The following is an 18792-nucleotide window of genomic DNA, read 5'->3' as shown; positions in this document are numbered from 1 at the left end:
GCGGCGTCGCCGGTTTCGTCCCCAGAACTTCAGGTGGAAGGGGCGGCTACGCCAGGAAAGGCACCATGAAAATCTGGAAATCGATTATAAGAATAATGTCAATAATAATATGTATTTATATTAATAAAAGCATCTTATCTTGTGGCTTTGAAATCGTCTTGGTAGATTTGCCTCGCGGGGCGCTGTCTCAAAAATAGCACCACGGTTAGGGTGTTGGAATTAAATAAATGTCTCCAATTAAGCATTGTTATATTTGTCGCACGGGGTGCGGCCATCGAATTTTCTGATGAAGAGGCCGTTGATTTTGTTTGACGTTGAATCGCCGATGGCGATGCATCAGCAAGTTGCGTCAGCGCGCGATATGAAGCCGTAGATGGTGGTGAGGTAAGTATGAAGATTGCTTTGGTGGAAGACAACGGAGACCAGGCCGCGTTGGTCTACAAGATCGTCCAATCCACTTCACATGCGTGCGAGTGTTTTTCAAACGGGCTATCGCTAATCCGTGCATTAAGAGATCAATCCTTTGATCTATTCATCCTGGACAAGAATCTGCCGGATTTAAGCGGCGATGAACTGGTGGTGTGGATTCGGCGGACTGTCGGGTTGAACGTACCGGTCATGTTCCTGACCTCGTGCCTGTCTGAAGACAGTCTGGTGGGGGCACTCAATGCCGGGGCCGACGATTACGTTTCAAAGCCCATTCGCTCTGCGGAATTGGCGGCCAGGATTGTGGCGCTGCTTCGACGCGCTTACCCATCAGACCGCGCTGACGATCCTGTCATGCAGCTCGGACCTTACAGCCTGGACTCAATCACAAAGACGGCACGCTTGCGCGGTGTTGACGTTGGCCTGGCTCCCAAAGAGTTCGAGGTCGCGCTGTACTTGTTCGGCAATCTCGGACGACTGGTGCCGAGAGATGTCATCGAGAAGGCTGTCTGGGGGCGCGTCATTGGTCCGGATTCAAGAACGCTGGACACGCATGTCTCGCGCGTGCGGACCAAGATGCTCATCAAACCGGAGCACGGGTTCCGACTGGTGAATGTCTATTCCCACGGATTCCGCCTCACGCAGTTGAGTGCGGAAGAGGGGCAGATGAGCGACGGCCATTAGGTGCAAGCGCACGTGTGTGTGCCGCGAGAGCTGGAGTCCGGGCTCGTCAGTGTGCCTGCCCGCCCAACTGGCGGGTGACTTGGGCGATGAGCTGTTCTGCTCCGAGCCGAAGGTCCAGTGCGATGTCGGCGCCGCGCTGATTGACGACACGCACCAGGTACCTCGCGCGATCACTGTCCTGCAGGCTTGCGACATGCACGGTTTCGCAAAGGCGCAGCCAGCTACCGCGGTGCGTTGAGCAGGCGGCTTTGCGCTCGGCCAGAAAATCGTTGAGAGCGAGCTGAATGTCGGCGCGCGACACCATGACAGAAACCTTTTGATGGACGACGTTGAGCAGACCGTTCATTCGCCGAGCCAGATGCCAATCCTTGCACCCAGTCCCGCCAGCATGATGACCGTCCCAAAGATCAGCATGAACCGCAGAATTTCTTTGCAAACGATCCCCGGGCAGTGCCGATTGATGAGTACGGAAGCGGCAATGGCTAAGAAGCCACCGAGCATCAATCCGAAAGCGAACGTGATTGTCTTCAAGGCGCCGATCCGTGTGTTGCGAGGTCTGGGCGGATAGTAGGTCGACAAACTGGCCAGGAAAAAAATGACTGTTACGGCGCGATTTGCACGGTCGGGTGACTCAGCGCATTGGGATGTTTGGAGCCTTTACCGCAGAACAGTTTTCGCGGCGAGAGGGCGCGAACCCGTGCTGGCCAAGCGTCGTGTGAGTGGTGGTTGGCACCGTTTGTTTGTCAAAACGATGCCGAGCAGCAGCGGCCGCTGGCCGGCTTTCAGAGCAAGTTTTGGCGGTGCTGTTGTCCTTCGCACACGCTGAGCGTTGCCTTACAGAAAAAGGCAGACACAGTTGTTTTTGGTCGTTCCGCAGCTGACGGCCGTTCGATCAATGCCTGCTTCACGGCGTTGCTGCGCCAGATACGGGAGGACGCAACCAGGCTGACACACCTCCGGTTACAACCGGGCTCTTGTTCTCGCTTAGAGGCGCAGGGATCCGGACACAGGAGTTTTTATTCCCCTGGCTACGCCGGGGCACGATGGTCGACAGATCGGGATTTAGCAACTCGCCTTTGACATCGTGTCCGACGTGCAAAACGCGGGCGGGCGGCGCATTTGTCCCCGCAACCATCGCATGCCTTTGATTGCAGTACTTGCCCTGGTGAATCTCATCACCTGGACACGTGCGCTGCACGCACTGCATGCCTTGCTTTTCTGACCAACCTGCTCGCGCCAAGAAAAAGAGGGATCCGTATGAACAAGACTTACAAAAGCATCTGGAGTGAGGCGCTTGGCACTTGGGTGGCTGTGTCGGAAGTGCAGTCTGCCCGAGGGAAGCGCAGCAAGGGTGGGCTGGCCAAAGGCGCTGCGGCGGTGCTGATTGGCTTGGTGTCAGGTGCGGCGCATGCGACGTTCTTCGCTCCTGTTAATACGAGTGCGACCAGCGGGGCAACGTGCCCTGGCGCTGGAACAATGGGCTCAGGTGCCGGACCAGATGGTGTCACCCCCACTATTGGCACCTCAACTGATGGCAATGGCTATTACTCCTCAGTGACAGGCTGCGGGGCTAACGGCGGCGGCTATAACGGCGTTACCCTTTTTGGCTTCAATACGACAGCGACTGCAGCCGGGGCCACCGCATTTGGATATGCGGCAAAGGCTGGACTGAACGCCTCAGCTTTTGGCGAGGATGCAACTGCAACTGCCCAGGGAGGCGTCGCAATCGGTTTGAAAGCGAACGCGGGCGGCACTCAAAATTCCGTCGCAGTTGGGCCGGTTGCCACGGCAACTGGGGTGAACGCCGTGGCACTGGGATGGAGTGCTCAGGCAGCGACCGACCACAGCGTTGCACTGGGAGACGGCGCAGTAACGGCGGCGGCGGTGGCCACAGCCAGTGCGACGGTGGGGGAAAAACGTATAGCGGATTTGCCGGTGCTACCCCGTACGGTGTGGTCAGCGTTGGGGCTGTAGGTAGTGAGCGAGAGATCACCAATGTTGCCGCGGGTCAAATTTCCGCGACCAGCACGGACGCCATCAACGGAAGTCAGCTCTACGTTGGCCTGAGCACAACGAACAGTTCGATCGCATCGTTGTCCACATCCGCGTCGACTGGGATCAGCACGGCGCAAAGCGGGGTGACGTCGCTGAGCACGGCCCTGAGCACGACGAATAGCACGGTGGCTTCGCTGTCGACGTCGGCCTCGACCGGCATCAGCACAGCGCAGAGCGGTGTGAACTCGCTGTCGACCGGCTTGAGCACGACCAACAGTAATGTCGCGTCGCTGAGCACGGGCTTGAGCACGACGAATAGCACGGTGGCGTCGCTGTCGACGTCGGCGTCGACGGGCATCAGCACGGCGCAGAGCGGCGTGAACTCGTTGTCGACGGGTTTGAGCACAACGAATAGCACGGTGGCGTCGCTGTCGACGTCGGCATCGACGGGCATCAGCACGGCGCAGAGTGGCGTGAATTCACTGTCGACCGGCTTGAGCACGACCAACAGCACGGTGGCGTCGCTGTCGACGTCGGCCTCGACTGGGATCAGCACGGCGCAGAGTGGCGTGAATTCACTGTCGACGGGTTTGAGTGCGACCAACAGCACGGTTGCCTCGCTGTCGACGTCGGCCTCGACGGGCATCAGCACAGCACAGAGTGGCGTGAACTCGCTGTCGACTGGCCTGAGCACGACCAATAGCACGGTGGCTTCGCTTTCGACGTCGGCATCGACGGGTATCAGCACGGCGCAGAGTGGCGTGAACTCGTTGTCGACGGGTTTGAGCACGACGAACAGCAGCGTCGCGTCGCTGAGCACGGGGCTGAGCACGACCAATAGCACGGTGACGTCGTTGTCGACCTCGGCGTCGACGGGTATCAGCACGGCGCAAAGTGGCGTGAACTCGTTGTCGACCGGTCTGAGCACGACGAACAGCAACGTCGCATCGCTGAGCACGGGCTTGAGCGTAACCAACAGCGCGGTGGCCTCGTTGTCGACGTCGGCCTCGACGGGCATCAGCACAGCACAGAGTGGTGTGAACTCGCTGTCGACCGGCTTGAGCACGACGAACAGCAGCGTCGCATCGTTGAGCACGGGCCTGAGCACCACCAACAGCGCGGTGGCGTCGCTGTCGACGTCGGCGTCGACCGGGATCAGCACGGCGCAGAGTGGTGTGAACTCGTTGTCGACCGGCCTGAGTACGACGAACAGCAACGTCGCATCGCTGTCCACGGGCATGAGCACGACCAATAGTACGGTCACCTCGCTGTCGACGTCGGCTTCGACGGGCATCAGCACCGCGCAGAGCGGTGTGAATTCGCTGTCGACCGGTCTGAGCACGACCAACAGCAATGTCGCGTCGCTGAGCACGGGCTTGAGTGTAACCAACAGCTCGGTGGCGTCGCTGTCGACGTCGGCGTCGACCGGGATCAGCACGGCGCAGAGTGGTGTGAACTCGTTGTCGACCGGCCTGAGCACGACGAACAGCATGGTGGCGTCGCTGTCGACGTCTGCGTCGACGGGTATCAGCACGGTGCAGAGTGGCGTGAACTCCCTGTCGACTGGTCTGAGCACGACGAACAGTAACGTTGCATCACTCTCGACGGGACTTGCGAACGCCGTACAGTATGACGACAGCACGCATAGCAAGGTGACGCTGGGCGGTGTTGGGTCGAGCACGCCGGTGACGCTGACGAACGTGGCAGCCGGCGCGGTGACCGCGACGAGCACGGACGCGGTCAACGGCAGCCAACTGGCGTCGCTTTCGACGTCTGCATCGACGGGCATCAGCACGGCGCAGAGTGGCGTGAACTCGTTGTCGACCGGTCTGAGCACGACCAACAGCAATGTCGCGTCGCTGTCCACGGGCTTGAGTGCAACCAACAGCGCGGTGGCGTCGCTGTCGACGTCGGCATCGACGGGGATCAGCACGGCGCAGAGCGGGGTGAACTCGTTGTCGACCGGTCTGAGCACGACCAACAGCAACGTGGCCTCGCTGAGCACGGGCCTGAGCACGACGAACAGTAACGTTGCATCACTCTCGACGGGACTTGCGAACGCCGTACAGTATGACGACAGCACGCACAGCAAGGTGACGCTGGGCGGTGTTGGGTCGAGCACGCCGGTGACGCTGACGAACGTGGCAGCCGGTGCGGTGACCGCGACGAGCACGGACGCGGTCAACGGTAGCCAACTGGCGTCGCTGTCGACGTCGGCATCGACGGGTATCAGCACGGCGCAGAGTGGTGTGAACTCGTTGTCGACCGGCCTGAGCACGACGAACAGCATGGTGGCGTCGCTGTCGACGTCTGCGTCGACGGGTATCAGCACGGTGCAGAGTGGCGTGAACTCCCTGTCGACTGGTCTGAGCACGACGAACAGTAACGTTGCATCACTCTCGACGGGACTTGCGAACGCCGTACAGTATGACGACAGCACGCATAGCAAGGTGACGCTGGGCGGTGTTGGGTCGAGCACGCCGGTGACGCTGACGAACGTGGCAGCCGGCGCGGTGACCGCGACGAGCACGGACGCGGTCAACGGCAGCCAACTGGCGTCGCTTTCGACGTCTGCATCGACGGGCATCAGCACGGCGCAGAGTGGCGTGAACTCGTTGTCGACCGGTCTGAGCACGACCAACAGCAATGTCGCGTCGCTGTCCACGGGCTTGAGTGCAACCAACAGCGCGGTGGCGTCGCTGTCGACGTCGGCATCGACGGGGATCAGCACGGCGCAGAGCGGGGTGAACTCGTTGTCGACCGGTCTGAGCACGACCAACAGCAACGTGGCCTCGCTGAGCACGGGCCTGAGCACGACGAACAGTAACGTTGCATCACTCTCGACGGGACTTGCGAACGCCGTACAGTATGACGACAGCACGCACAGCAAGGTGACGCTGGGCGGTGTTGGGTCGAGCACGCCGGTGACGCTGACGAACGTGGCAGCCGGTGCGGTGACCGCGACGAGCACGGACGCGGTCAACGGTAGCCAACTGGCGTCGCTGTCGACGTCGGCATCGACGGGTATCAGCACGGCGCAGAGTGGTGTGAACTCGTTGTCGACCGGCCTGAGCACGACGAACAGCATGGTGGCGTCGCTGTCGACGTCTGCGTCGACGGGTATCAGCACGGTGCAGAGTGGCGTGAACTCCCTGTCGACTGGTCTGAGCACGACGAACAGTAACGTTGCATCACTCTCGACGGGACTTGCGAACGCCGTACAGTATGACGACAGCACGCATAGCAAGGTGACGCTGGGCGGTGTTGGGTCGAGCACGCCAGTGACCCTGACGAACGTGGCGGCGGGCGCGGTGGCCGCGACGAGCACGGATGCGGTCAACGGCAGCCAACTGGCGTCGCTTTCGACGTCTGCATCGACGGGCATCAGCACGGCGCAGAGTGGCGTGAATTCACTGTCGACCGGTTTGAGCACGACCAACAGCAACGTCGCATCGCTGAGCACGGGTTTGAGCACGACCAACACGAACGTTGCCTCGCTGTCGACGGCCCTCTCGACGGGGCTTGGGAACGCCGTACAGTACGACAACAGCACACATTCGAAGGTAACGCTGGGTGGCGTTGGTGCTAGCACACCGGTGACGCTGACCAACGTAGCGGCGGGCGTGGTGAGCGCCACAAGCACGGATGCAGTCAACGGCAGCCAGTTGGCCTCGCTGTCGACGTCGGCTTCGACGGGCATCAGCACGGCGCAGAGTGGCGTGAATTCACTGTCGACCGGTTTGAGCACGACCAACAGCAACGTCGCATCGCTGAGCACGGGCTTGAGTACGACAAACAACAACGTGATGTCGCTGTCGACTGGGCTGAGCACGACCAACAACAACGTCGCATCACTGTCGACCGCGCTGTCGAGTGGGCTCGGCAACGCTGTGATGTATGACAACGCGTCGCACAACAGCGTCACCCTCGGCGGGGTGGGGGCAACCGCGCCTGTCCTGCTGACCAACGTTGCTGCTGGGGCGGTGGCGTCTGGCAGCACACAGGCGGTCAACGGCGGCCAGTTGTACAGCTTGTCGACGGCACTCTTCGGTGAGATCGCTTCGCTGTCGACTGGCCTGGGAGCAACGAACTCTCAGGTGACAACGCTGCAGACCGTCGTGAACTCTACGAGTGCTCCCGCTTCTGGATCGGGGGCGCCAGGTGCGGTTGGTGGTACGACGTCTAGCGGCGCGATTCTCACACAAGGGACTTCTGGGACAACGGTTACCCAGGTGACGGCTTCCTGCACCAGTGCGAACGGCATCGATTCGACAGCAACCGGGGTATGCGCGCACGCAACGCAAAACGGCTCCACCGCTTACGGTTCAAATGCGCAAGCCACATCTGAGAACACGACGGCAGTCGGCTTCCGTGCGGTGGCCTCTCAGGCTGGTGCCGTAGCCATTGGTTATAACGCCCAAGCGACCGGAGACCCGACGGTTGCCATTGGGTACAACGCCTCAACGACTGGCAACAACTCGGTTTCAATTGGCGCCAACGCATCGGCACCTGCGAATAACGCCGTTGCGTTGGGAGCCGGCTCGATTGCAGACCAGGACAACACCGTATCGGTGGGGGCTCCGGGCGCCGAGCGTCGCATTACCAACGTTGCACCGGGCGTCAACGCGACCGATGCCGTCAACATGTCTCAGCTTCAGGGCGTGCAGCAGAACGTCAACAACGTGGCAAGGCAAGCGTATTCCGGCGTTGCCATGGCCGGTGCGCTGGCGGGCTTGCCGCAGGTTGAGCCGGGTAAGACGGCTCAGATTGGTGCCGGCATCGGAAGCTATGGCGGTTATACCGCGCTGGCTATCGGCGGGAGCGTGCGCGCAGCACAAAACGTGGTGGTCAGGATGGGCGTCAGTGCCACGACATCTGGCCGCACGATGGTCAATGGCGGTGTGGGGTACTCATGGTAATAGCCCAAGATCTGTCGCCTTGCTTGTTGTGTGAGCGGATATGCGTGGCCTGAATATCGGGATCACCATCGGCCTTCGCGAAGCCAACGAGAGTCTGTGGGTCAACGGGATCAAACAGAACGCCTTGTTCCTCGCGAAGGTGTTGATGAAGTCCGCGCGTGGCCATCGGGTGACACTGGTGAACACGACGGCCGTTCCTGTGACGGATGCGTTGCCATGGAACCTGAGCGAGTTCGATACACGCGCATTCGCGGAAGTGAAAGATACGCTGGATGTGCTGATCGAGCTTGGCGGCCAGATCAGTGGCGAGCAAACCGCCTATTTGAAAGCACGCGGCGTCAAGATCGTGAGTTACGTCTGCGGTGTGGAGTACATCCACGTCACCGAGTCGGTGCTGTTTGGCCGTCGGATGTGGGACACGCTGTTCATCAACCGAGGGTACGACGAGGTTTGGGCGATTCCGCAGGTCGCCAAGTCATCACTGCCATTTTTGCAGTCGCTGCGTCGCTGTCCGGGCCGCGTTGTTCCGTTTGTGTGGGATCCCATGTTCTTGACGGAGCGCACCCGTGCGCTGCCGGCGCACGGCGAGTACCGGCCGAGCGGGAAAAGCGGCAAGCGACTGACCGTGATGGAGCCCAATCACGATGTCGTGAAGTGCTGCTTGTATCCGATGCTGATCATCGACGAGGTCTACCGACGAGCCCCAGATTCGATCGCATTCACGCACGTAACAAATGGGGATCACCTCGCGCATGCGAGTCCTGAGTTTGCGATGCTGATGAACTATCTGGAGATCGTTCGCGCTGGAAAAGCTAGTTTTGTGGGGCGGTTCGACACGCCAGCGTTTCTGTCAGAGCTGACTGACGTGGTTGTCTCGCACCAGTGGGAGAACCCGCTCAACTACTTCTACTTTGATGTCTGCTGGCAGGGTTATCCCCTCGTGCACAACGCAAGCCTTGCCCAGGACATTGGTTACTACTACCCAGACAACGACGTGCAGAAGGCAGCCGATCAGCTCGTGATCGCGCTGGAAGATCACGACGAGGACTGGGAGCGCTACACGCGGCAACAGCGGCAATTGCTGCGCCGGTTCACGCCGGAGAATCCGGCGGTCGTTTCCGAGTACGACGCACTTATCGATCACCTGTTTCGATAACGGTATGGCCTGGGCGGGGCTGCCGGGCAAGTGAAGGGTATTTCAGTGAAAAAAACCAACGACAGGCTTCGAGTTGGCATCTCTCTATTTGCGCGAGATGGCCAAAGCATCTGGGAAAACGGGATCCACCAGAACATCGCCTTTCTCGCCATGATGCTGAGTCGATCAAACCAGGTTGGCGAGATCTATTTCCTGAACGGCGGTGATGCGCTGTCGCTGCCGGCAGGGCTGGATCTTGGCGGGCTCAATGTGCCGCTCGTCAATCCGCGCGATGTCACGCACGAGCTCGACATTGTCATCGAGATGGGCGCGCAGCTACCCGTTGAGTGGATCAAGCAGATGAAGGCGCTCGGCAAGAAACTGGTCGCGTTCTTTGTAGGGAACCCCTATGCGGCACTGTGCGAGACCCCCATTTTTGAAAGACCGTCCGGACATATTTTCAACGGCGGCCCGTTCGACGAGATCTGGTTGTTGCCGCAGTATGAGAAGACCTCGAAAGCGCTACTGCAGACGCTAACGCGCGCACCTGTTTATGTGATGCCGCACATCTGGTCTCCATACTTTCTGGAGCGGCGCATTGCGCAACTTGCCAACGACGGCATCACATTCGGTTATCAACCCGAGCGGGGGAAGTGGCGTTTGTCGACGCTGGAGCCGAACATTTCGGTGGCGAAGACCTGCCACTATCCGATGCTGGTTTGCGAGGAGTTCTTTCGTGCAAAGCCAGATGCGGTTGAGCATCTGTTCGTCGTCAATGCCTTGCACTTGAAAGAGCACCCAACCTTCCTGTACTTCGCCAATAGCTTGAATCTTGTCAGGCAGCACAAGGCAACGTTCGAGCAGCGAATCGACTTGCCAGGCTTCTTGTCGCAGCACGCTGATGTCGTTGTTTCACATCAGTGGGAAAACGCACAGAACTATCTGTACTACGACGTACTGCATGGCGGCTATCCGCTCATCCACAACTCGCCAATGCTTGGCGATGCCGGGTACTACTACCCGGGCTTTGATTCTGAAGCGGGTGGGCGGGCACTCTTGCAGGCCTGGCAGCAGCACGATCTGCAACTTGATCACTATCAGGCAAGCGCCAATGCCTTGCTGAGATCCGTAGCGATCGACAATCCCGCAAACCTTGACGCATTCACTAGGCGTCTTCTCGCCTGATTCCCTTCTAGAGAGGACGTATGTCGATATCGAACACGCTTGACGTATCCGTTGGAAACAAGCGGCTGGTTGTTGGGGTCTCGCTGTTCGTGCGAGGAACAGGCCAGTCGTTGTGGGAGAACGGCATTTTTCAGAACTGCTTGCTCTTGATTCTTCTGCTGCGGCAGTCGCCGGTCGTGGCCGAAGCGGTCATGGTGAGCGGTGGCGGGAGTGTGGCTGACCCACGGATGATGCTTGACGAGTGGAATGTCCCGTTGCTCACGCAAGACGAGGCCATGCAGCGCTGCGACGTGGTGATTGAAATGAGTGCGCAGTTCAGCATCGAGTGGATTACGGCATTCCGCCAGCGCGGAGGGAAGGTCGTCACGATGCGCGTCGGTAACGACTACGTGATCGATATCGAGCGGGCCATCTTCAACAAGCCGTCTGGGTTCCTGTTTTCTGGTGCGACTTACGATGGCGTATGGACGATTCCGGAATTCGAGCATTCCTGTTTGCACTACTACCAAACCGGATTGCGCTCGCCGGTGACGGTCATGCCACATCTGTGGCACCCCGTGTTGTTCGATAAAGCGCGAGCTACCTTGGGCGCGGACCTATCGTTCGGCTATCGGCCAGGCAAATCACGTTGGCGTGTCGCCATGTTCGAGCCGAACATCTGCATGGTGAAGACCAGCTTCATCCCCATGCTCATCGCCGAGGAGGCGTATCGCGCCAAGCCTGATTTTCTTGAGTGCGTGCGGGTGTGTAACACGCTACACATGAAGGACCACACGACGTTCGTGCACTTCTCCAGAAGCCTGGACATTGTCACGCATGGGTTGACGACATTCGAGGGCCGATTTGCCGTCTATGAGTTCATGGCGGCACATGGTGATGCGGTGGTCTCCCACACGTGGGAGAACGCGCAGAACTATCTCTACTATGAGCTGCTGTATGGCGGTTACCCATTGATTCATAACTCGCCATACCTTGGGAAAGCGGGCTATTTCTATCCTGACTTTGATTGTCAGGCAGGGGGCAGGGCGCTGCTGGAAGCATTCTCCAAGCACGATGAGAATTTTGACGCGTATTGCGATGAAGCTGCGCACATTCTCGAAGCGGTGAGTATCGACAACCCCAAAAATATCACCGCGTATACGGAAGCGATTCTGCATCTCTATCGGCGAGGGTAGAGAAGATTGCGTTCCCAGGCCGCCCTCATAGCGACTCGGATAGCACCCGGCGTAACGATTGTTTTTTTCAGTTTTTCGTCCGCTGTGCGATAACCTTTCAAAGACCAGTGATCTATCAATGGTTGGGGCGGACGGATGAGACTTTTCGTCCTGAGGAGTTCTGGTCATTCTTTACCGAACCAATGTCAAGCATGAAAGTCGCTTCTATTGAAGATGATCCGGTGCAGGCTGCTTTGATAAAGAAGATCATTGAATCCGCCGGGCACGAGTGCGAGAGCTTCCGCGACGGAGTGTCGATCATTCGCGCGCTTCGGAGTCAAATCTTCGATCTCTTTATTCTGGATAGAAATTTGCCAGATATTGACGGCCAGGAATTGGTGCAGTGGATACGGAATACAGTAGGGTCAAGCGCGCCGATTATTTTTGTCACATCCTATATTTCGGAGTCCTTTGTGGTTGGGGCGCTAAACGCAGGCGCTGATGACTACATACCAAAGCCGATCAGAGAAAGTGAGCTGGTGGCAAGAGTCAGCGCGCTGCTGCGCCGATCGTATCCATCATCGCGACTTGATAGTGCCATCCTTCAGCTAGATCCGTTCAGTCTGGATGCCAAAACGAAGACCGCGATGTTGCATGGGAAAGATGTTGGGTTGGCGCCCCGTGAGTTCGACGTCGCAATGTACTTGTTCAAGAATATTGGACAACTGGTGCCAAGGGATGCCATCGAGAAGGCAGTTTGGGGGCGTGTGATTGGGCCGGACTCGAGAACACTGGATACACATGTCTCACGAGTCAGAATGAAGTTAAGGGTAAGGCAGGAGAATGGCGTGCGACTGATTAATGTCTACTCTCATGGATTTCGACTGGTAAGGGTAGGTGAGGAGTAGCGTGGAGCTTTCGAAGTGGTATGGCGAAAGAATAGTAGAGAACGAGAAGCCAAAGAGCTCCATTAGAAACCTGTTTTCTTATATTTGAGTTTGGAGGCTGTCGAAATGAAAGATATGCGCACCGAATTCTTCTCGAATGTTTATCAGAGTAATTTATGGGGTAGCGAACAGAGTCGTTCCGGTGAGGGTTCGGAGCTGGCGTGGACTGGCGACTTGGTTGAGAAGCTTCCGGCCTTGCTGCGTACACACGGCGTGCGGCGCCTGCTGGATGTGCCGTGTGGCGACTTCCACTGGATGCAGGCAGTTGACCTGGATGGCGTGGAGTACGTCGGCGGCGATATCGTGCCGCAGATCGTGGCGGCGAATCGAGAGCGATATGCCTCAGCCAACCGCAGCTTTATCGAGCTGGACATTGTTGCGGACGCTCTACCATCGGCCGACATGATCTTCGTGCGGGACTGCTTTATCCATTTCAACAATGCGTTGGTGATGGAGGCGCTGCGCAACATTGCTCGCAGTGAGATCCGGTACTTATGCGTCACCCATGATCTGAACGCGGCACGCTATCCAAACGGGCACAACATCGAGTTGGATCGCGCGCAGGCGGGCGTGAATTTTGAGTACCGACCGATTCACTTCGAGCTGCCACCGTACTCGTTTCCACCTCCTGTTGCTGCGTTAATGGATGGTGACAACTGGGCCGGGTCGGCTGGCGTCAAGACGATGGCCGTGTGGGATGTGGCGTCGGTGAGGGTTGCGCTAGCGGCCAACGGCGACGCCGTACAGCATGAGCCGCACCAATTTGCTGGGGAAGTAGCGCACAGCGGAACCCTTGGGGAGTGACGGGGCCGATTGCGCTCGTCGGCCTAGCCTGCCGCCTTTGTGGCCTCTTGATCCTGAAGCTCACGCCACATCAACCGCAAGCGAGAGCATTGCGGTATGCGCGCGCATAAGCCCATGCTTTTTCCTTCGTTGGCGCACACACAGGTTTCCCCAATACTAAGTTGTCGCGTCTGGCGGCGCGTTGAGGTATTGGCGTGCCGTTAGCTCCTTGCACGTCAAACTCGATCGAACTTCCGATGTCATTCCGCGCTTCCCACCGCACTTCGCGCCGCCGTGCGCTCAAGCAGCTCGCTTCCCTTGCCGCGTTGGGCGGCGCGGGTCTGGGGCTGATGGCCTGTTCGCGCAGTGGCGATGGGTCGGCCGACAAGTCGGCTGGCGCTTCGGGTGGCGGTCCTGCTGTCATCAAGCAGGCGGGTGACAAGATCCGCTTCAAATATCCGGACAACCCATCGTTCGACCTGATCTACCTGGCTGACCAACTGGGTTACTTCGATGGCACCAACACGCGCCCCAACTACATCGGCAAGGTGGCTGCACCGCAGATCATCCCGTTGGTCGGTACCGGCGAGATCGACTTCGGCTCGCGCATGGTGCCCCTGGTGATCTCCGCCTATGCCAGCGGTGCCGACATCAAGGTGGTGGCTGCCGGTGGCAAGACGTTGGAAGAAGCGCCGCACATGAAGTACTTCGTGCGCAAGGATTCTGGCATCCGCCAGCCCAAGGACCTGGAAGGCAAGACCATCGGTTTCAACAGCTTTGGCGCGTGCGCCGAGTTTGTGACCAAGACCTTCCTGCGGCAGAAGGGCGTGGACGTCAACAAGGTCAACTTCGTGGTCATTCCCGACGACCAGGCTGAACAGACGCTGGTGTCCGGCAATACCGATCTCGCCATCATCCATGCGCCGTTCTCCGGCCGTGCGGACCACGCGCAAAGCCTGGTGCGGCTGTGGAGCGATTACGACCTCGATCGCGGCCTGGGCGGCATGTCGCCGTACAGCGCACACGGCAAGTTCATCCGCGAGCAGCCTGAGGCGGTGCGCGACGTGGTGACGGCGCTGGCCAAGGCCGGCAACTGGGTCAACGCCAACCCGGAAGATGCGCGCAAGCTGGTCTCGCAGCGCATCAAGCTGGAGCTGCCGTTTGTCGACCGCTTTGCCTATGTGGATGACCTCGTCATCACCGAGCCGCCGATCCAGTACTACATCGACGTGCTGGAGCGCGAAGGCAAGCTCGCCAAGGGCAAGGTGGCCGCGCGCGACATTTACACCAACCAGTTCAACCCCTACGCGACCGGCGCCGCCGCATCCGCAAAAGCCTGAAGGTGCCGTCATGAGCAGCAAGATCGTGGCCCGTGGCGTGCGCATGGACTACACCGTGCGCAACGACGCAGGGCAGACGGAAGAGGTTGCCGTGCTGCGCGATTTCGACCTCGACATCCGAGACGGCGAGTTCCTCTCAGTACTGGGGCCTTCGGGCTGCGGCAAATCGACTTTCCTCAGCATCCTGGCGGGGCTGACCGAACGCACCGGCGGCAACATCCGCATCGACGGCCATGCGCTGGCGGGCATCAACCCGCATCAGGGTGTGGTGTTCCAGGGCTATGCGCTGTTTCCGTGGCGCACGGTGCTGGAGAACATCGAAGTCGGCCTGGAGATCCGCGGTGTGCTCAAGGCGGAGCGCCGCCGCATCGCGCAGGAGCATCTTGAGCTGGTTGGCCTGACCGGTGCCGGTGCGCGCTATCCGCATGAGATCTCAGGCGGCATGAAGCAGCGCGTGGCGATTGCCCGCTCGCTGGCCTACAAGCCCGACGTGCTGCTGATGGACGAGCCGTTTGCCGCGCTCGACGCGCAAACGCGCGAGATTCTGCAGGGCGAGCTGCTGCGCATCTGGGAGCAGTACCGCAAGACCATCGTGTTCATCACCCACAGCCTGGACGAGGCGATCTTCCTGTCCGACCGCATTGCCGTCATGACGCGCCGGCCCGGTACCGTCAAACAGATTCTGGAAGTGCCGCTGCCGCGTCCGCGCCTGCCGGAGTTGCGCAATTCCGAGGCCTTCGTCGCGCTGCGCCAGCAGGCGTGGGACATCCTCAAGGACGAAGTGCAATTCGCCAACCCGAGCACCACGCCGCGCCCGCTGGGCGCCACGGCTGATCCACGCGAGCGCGCCGAAGGCGAAGTTGTGCATCGCCCTTTGCAACACGACACTCCTGACGAGACCGCCATACCGGAGGCAGCACGATGAGCGCGCGTAGATTGGCTGTCCGCCGGGGCGATCGCGCGCTCGGCCTGGTCGGCGTAATCGGGTTCCTGCTGCTCTGGGAGCTGGTGCCGCGACTGGGCATCGTGAGCGACGCCTACCTGAGCCCACCCTCGCAGGTGGCCGATGCCATCTGGCAGCTTGCGCACAGCGGGGCGTTGCTCAAGCACGTGGCGGCCAGCCTGCAGCGCTCGTTGTGGGGGCTGTTGCTGGCCATCGGGCTGGGCGTGACACTGGGCTTGCTGATGGGCTGGTTTACGCGCTTTGAAGCCATCGTCGATCCGATCCTCCAGCTTTTCCGGCAGACCTCCGCGTTTGCGTTGTTTCCGGTGTTCATTCTCTTTCTGGGCATTGGCGAGCTGTCGAAGGTGGCCATCATCTTCTGGGCGTCGTTCTGGCCGGTGTTGCTGAGCACGATCGGCGGGGTGCGCCAGGTGGACAAGCTGCTGATCCATTCGGCCCGGTCGATGGGGGCGTCGAGCCTGTTCGTGTTCCGCAAGGTGGTGTTGCCCTCGGCCACGCCGTCGATCTTTACCGGCATCCGGCTGGCGGGCACCTATTGCGTAACCGCCCTGGTGGCGGCCGAGATGATCGGCGCGCATTCCGGGCTGGGCTTCCTCACGCTGAACTCGCAGGAGGTGTTCCAGATTCCGACGATGTACGCGGGCATCCTGCTGCTGGCCTTGCTCGGGCTGGTGCTGAACACCATCCTGGCGCGGATCGAGCGGCGTCTGACCCGCTGGCGCAAAGGGCTGACGCTCAATGCCTGAGCCGGCGCAAGCATGGCGCCGGCCAGATTTAACGGGCGGTGCACGCGTGCCGTCCAAGCGGCGCCGGTCGCTGGCGGCCGCAGCTGTGGCTTTTGCTGCAACAGGCGCGCTGGCATGGTTCGGTCTGCCGGTCCTCATCCACGATGTGCCCCACGTGCCCGAGCGTTTTCCGGCGCCTATACAGGCGTGGCTGGCGCAACATCAACCCGAGCCTGACTGGACGGCGCTGCCGCTAGGCCCCGCGTTGCGCGAGGCACAACGCCGCGGCGAGTTGGTGGTTGCCGTGCGCGCCTACGCACGCCCTGCGCCGCCCGGCGTACCAACGCCCCTTGAGCCTGACAATTTCGATGCGGATCTGGCGCGCACGCTGGCCCAGCACCTGCAGCTCAGGCTGCGGCTGATCGGCGTGCCGGCGGATGGCCATCTGCCGGACGATGCCCCTGTCGATCTGGTGATGGCCGGCGCTGGCGCGGCGCCGGCGGCATGGCAGCCTGTGCCCACCGCCTATACCGGCGGGCAGGGCGCCCTGGTGGTGTTGCGCAACACGGTGTATCGAACCACCGACGATCTACACGGGCGCAGTGTCTGCGTCCCCCAGGGCAGCCCGTACGCGGCGGCGCTGGTTGCACGCCATGGCGCTGTGCCTCAGGCATACCCGTCGACCATTCGCGCCATCTGGGCATTTTTGTCGGGCGACTGCCAGGCGCTGGCCGACGACGAGCGCGTGCTTGGGCGGCTGGTGCGGTTGCCCGAATGGCGCTTCTACCGGACGCTGGAGCAGGGCGTGGCGCCAGACAACGCCCAAGCGCAGATCGCTCTGCGTAGCCCGGACCCCGTCTCAGCTGAGTATCTGGACCAGGCAGTGCGCTTCTGGAAGACCAGTGGTGCGCTGGCCCAGGCGCGCGAACAGCGCGCGGGCGATATCGTCTTTGAGGTGGGGCAACTGCAGGATGGCCTGGTCTGCCACAACTAGGCTTGGGCGGTGAGGCCCGGTCAAAGACGATGATCGAACCGGCGTGCCAGGCGTTCCCCGCTCAGTTGCACCAGCGTCACCAGCACAATCAGGATGGCGATCACGTTGAACATGACCGCGGTTTCGTAGCGCTCATAGCCGTAGCGGATGGCCAGGTCGCCCAGGCCACCTGCGCCAACGGCGCCGGCCATGGCAGAAGCGCCGATCATGGCGATGACCGTGACGGTCGCACCACCAACAAGGGCCGGTAGCGCCTCGGGCAACAGCACATGGCGCACGATGTGCCAACGGCGGCAGCCCATGGCACGCGCGGCCTCCACTAGGCCGTGATCCACCTCGTTCAGCCCCACTTGCGAAACGCGTGCGAAGAACGGGATCAGATGGGCGCTCAGCGGCACCACTGCTGCCCAGGTGCCCATCGTGGTGCCGACAATCAGCCGCGTGACCGGCAGCATGGCCACCAGCAGAATGATGAACGGGATCGAGCGGAAGGTATTGACCAGTACCGACAGCGTCCGATGCAGACGGGGCTGTGGCCGCAGACCGCCCGGCGCCGTCAGCGTGAGCACGATGGCCAGCGTCAGGCCGACGACAAAGACCACCAGGCATGCACTGCTGACCATCAGCAGCGTCTCGCCCAGTGCGCGCAGGTATTTTTCAAGCATGGGCGTAGGTGCGTTCGGATCGGTCTTGTGGGTGAGTGTGCGGGGCCCGCGCAACCGATGCGCCATCGGCTGAAGCGGCCCATCGCTGGCGCAACGGGCGCAGCAGCGCCAGCGTGGCTTCGGCATGGGGTGCGGCAAAGATGTGGTTGACGGTGCCGTGTTCGACCACGCGGCCGTGATCGAGCACCAGCACGCGATCGCAAGCATCGCGGATCACCGCCATATCGTGCGTGACCAGCACCACTGTCAGTGCAAGGCGGTGGTTGATGTTGCGCAGCAGCGCCAGGATCTGCTCCGTGGTCTCGGGGTCCAGGGCGGACGTGGCCTCGTCGCACAGCAGGATCTCTGGCCGATGCACCAGCGCACGGGCGATGCCCACGCGCTGCTTTTGGCCGCCCGACAACTTGGCCGGATAGACGTGTGCCTTGTCCGAGAGGCCGACCAGTTCAAGCAGCTCCGTGACGCGAGCGGCGATGGCATCGCGCGGCACGCCTGCCACGCGCAAGGGCAGGGCCACGTTCTCGAACACGGTCTTGGCCGAGAGCAGGTTGAAGTGCTGAAAGATCATGCCGATGCGACGGCGCAGCATGACCAGGCCGTCTTCATCCAGTGTGCCGATATCGGCACCGTCGATGCGGACCTGCCCGGCATCGGGGCGCTCGAGCATGTTGATCGTGCGCAGCAGCGTCGATTTGCCCGCGCCGCTACGCCCGATGATGCCGAACACCTCGCCGCGGGCAATGTTGAACGAGATGCCATCGAGTGCCAATGCACTCGCCCCGGGATACGTCTTGTCGACACGCTCGAATGTGATGTGCGGCGGGCGGTCTGGCAATGCGGTGAGATGCGTCACGATGCTGGCTCTGCGAAAGGCGG

The 18792-nt window shown here is 60.7% G+C and carries 13 protein-coding genes and 2 pseudogenes; 11 read left to right on the top strand and 4 right to left on the bottom strand.

The genetic code is table 11. From position 1 onward, the window contains the following. The first annotated feature begins 390 nt into the window (after window positions 1-390). On the top strand, window positions 391-1110 hold the full coding sequence (locus ACS13N_RS25755; protein ID WP_438934417.1) for a response regulator transcription factor: 720 nt from the start codon (window positions 391-393) through the stop codon (window positions 1108-1110). Between the two features lie 46 nt (window positions 1111-1156). Here ACS13N_RS25755 and ACS13N_RS25750 read toward each other — a convergent pair whose 3' ends face one another. Both ACS13N_RS25750 and ACS13N_RS25745 read right to left on the bottom strand, forming a co-directional pair. Beyond that, a complete protein-coding gene (locus ACS13N_RS25750) occupies window positions 1157-1456 on the bottom strand; it encodes a DUF7696 family protein (RefSeq protein WP_438934416.1) in 300 nt (99 codons plus the stop codon). Then, window positions 1453-1641 (bottom strand): hypothetical protein, encoded by a 189-nt coding sequence (locus ACS13N_RS25745; protein ID WP_316682944.1) that lies wholly within the window; start codon window positions 1639-1641, stop codon window positions 1453-1455. The genes ACS13N_RS25750 and ACS13N_RS25745 overlap by 4 nt, the downstream gene beginning before the upstream one ends. Before the next feature lie 726 nt (window positions 1642-2367). On the opposite strand from ACS13N_RS25745, the pseudogene ACS13N_RS25740 reads away from it, so the two are divergent. The 10 genes and pseudogenes from ACS13N_RS25740 (at window position 2368) to ACS13N_RS25695 (ending at window position 17251) form a co-directional block, all read left to right on the top strand. Beyond that, window positions 2368-8024, top strand: a pseudogene (locus ACS13N_RS25740) (ESPR-type extended signal peptide-containing protein). A 40-nt stretch (window positions 8025-8064) separates the two neighbouring features. After that, on the top strand, window positions 8065-9180 hold the full coding sequence (locus ACS13N_RS25735) for a DUF2827 domain-containing protein (RefSeq protein ID WP_438934415.1): 1116 nt from the start codon (window positions 8065-8067) through the stop codon (window positions 9178-9180). A 45-nt stretch (window positions 9181-9225) separates the two neighbouring features. Beyond that, window positions 9226-10344 carry a DUF2827 domain-containing protein gene (locus tag ACS13N_RS25730; RefSeq protein WP_438934414.1) on the top strand — a complete coding sequence of 373 codons (1119 nt, stop codon included), beginning with the start codon at window positions 9226-9228 and terminating at the stop codon, window positions 10342-10344. Window positions 10345-10364: 20 nt separating this feature from the next. Then, window positions 10365-11519, top strand: a complete 1155-nt coding sequence (locus ACS13N_RS25725; RefSeq protein WP_438934413.1) for a DUF2827 domain-containing protein — start codon at window positions 10365-10367, stop codon at window positions 11517-11519. A gap of 191 nt (window positions 11520-11710) precedes the next feature. Next, window positions 11711-12406, top strand: coding sequence for a response regulator transcription factor (locus ACS13N_RS25720; protein WP_438934412.1), 696 nt, complete (start codon window positions 11711-11713; stop codon window positions 12404-12406). Between the two features lie 105 nt (window positions 12407-12511). Further along, window positions 12512-13249, top strand: a complete 738-nt coding sequence (locus ACS13N_RS25715) for a class I SAM-dependent methyltransferase (protein ID WP_438934411.1) — start codon at window positions 12512-12514, stop codon at window positions 13247-13249. Window positions 13250-13485: 236 nt separating this feature from the next. Next, window positions 13486-14568 carry an ABC transporter substrate-binding protein gene (locus ACS13N_RS25710; protein ID WP_438934410.1) on the top strand — a complete coding sequence of 361 codons (1083 nt, stop codon included), beginning with the start codon at window positions 13486-13488 and terminating at the stop codon, window positions 14566-14568. 10 nt (window positions 14569-14578) lie between these two features. Continuing rightward, a complete protein-coding gene (locus tag ACS13N_RS25705; RefSeq protein WP_438934409.1) occupies window positions 14579-15493 on the top strand; it encodes an ABC transporter ATP-binding protein in 915 nt (304 codons plus the stop codon). Beyond that, window positions 15490-16278 (top strand): ABC transporter permease, encoded by a 789-nt coding sequence (locus ACS13N_RS25700; protein ID WP_438934408.1) that lies wholly within the window; start codon window positions 15490-15492, stop codon window positions 16276-16278. Before ACS13N_RS25705 ends, ACS13N_RS25700 begins: the two co-directional genes overlap by 4 nt. A gap of 85 nt (window positions 16279-16363) precedes the next feature. Continuing rightward, window positions 16364-17251: an ABC transporter substrate-binding protein gene (locus tag ACS13N_RS25695; RefSeq protein ID WP_438934407.1), complete on the top strand. Its 888-nt coding sequence runs from the start codon at window positions 16364-16366 to the stop codon at window positions 17249-17251. A 20-nt stretch (window positions 17252-17271) separates the two neighbouring features. Here ACS13N_RS25695 and ACS13N_RS25690 read toward each other — a convergent pair whose 3' ends face one another. Together ACS13N_RS25690 and ACS13N_RS25685 are read right to left on the bottom strand one after the other, a co-directional pair. Further along, entirely contained in the window at window positions 17272-17916 is a 645-nt protein-coding gene (locus ACS13N_RS25690) for a methionine ABC transporter permease (RefSeq protein WP_438934406.1), read from the bottom strand. An 88-nt stretch (window positions 17917-18004) separates the two neighbouring features. After that, window positions 18005-18772, bottom strand: a pseudogene (locus ACS13N_RS25685) (methionine ABC transporter ATP-binding protein); the annotation flags it as partial. Window positions 18773-18792 lie beyond the last annotated feature (20 nt).

The sequence above is a fragment of the Ralstonia sp. 24A2 genome (assembly GCF_051783885.1).
Taxonomy (GTDB): domain Bacteria; phylum Pseudomonadota; class Gammaproteobacteria; order Burkholderiales; family Burkholderiaceae; genus Ralstonia.
Note: the sequence above shows the minus strand (reverse complement) of the source record. Positions and strands in the feature narration are given on the sequence as shown.

Coding starts and splice junctions, on each gene's coding strand:
- ACS13N_RS25755 (WP_438934417.1), top strand. CDS start 391: ATGAAGATTGCTTTGGTGGAAGACAACGGAGACCAGGCCGCGTTGGTC.
- ACS13N_RS25750 (WP_438934416.1), bottom strand. CDS start 1,456: ATGAACGGTCTGCTCAACGTCGTCCATCAAAAGGTTTCTGTCATGGTG.
- ACS13N_RS25735 (WP_438934415.1), top strand. CDS start 8,065: ATGCGTGGCCTGAATATCGGGATCACCATCGGCCTTCGCGAAGCCAAC.
- ACS13N_RS25725 (WP_438934413.1), top strand. CDS start 10,365: ATGTCGATATCGAACACGCTTGACGTATCCGTTGGAAACAAGCGGCTG.
- ACS13N_RS25720 (WP_438934412.1), top strand. CDS start 11,711: ATGAAAGTCGCTTCTATTGAAGATGATCCGGTGCAGGCTGCTTTGATA.
- ACS13N_RS25715 (WP_438934411.1), top strand. CDS start 12,512: ATGAAAGATATGCGCACCGAATTCTTCTCGAATGTTTATCAGAGTAAT.
- ACS13N_RS25710 (WP_438934410.1), top strand. CDS start 13,486: ATGTCATTCCGCGCTTCCCACCGCACTTCGCGCCGCCGTGCGCTCAAG.
- ACS13N_RS25705 (WP_438934409.1), top strand. CDS start 14,579: ATGAGCAGCAAGATCGTGGCCCGTGGCGTGCGCATGGACTACACCGTG.
- ACS13N_RS25700 (WP_438934408.1), top strand. CDS start 15,490: ATGAGCGCGCGTAGATTGGCTGTCCGCCGGGGCGATCGCGCGCTCGGC.
- ACS13N_RS25690 (WP_438934406.1), bottom strand. CDS start 17,916: ATGCTTGAAAAATACCTGCGCGCACTGGGCGAGACGCTGCTGATGGTC.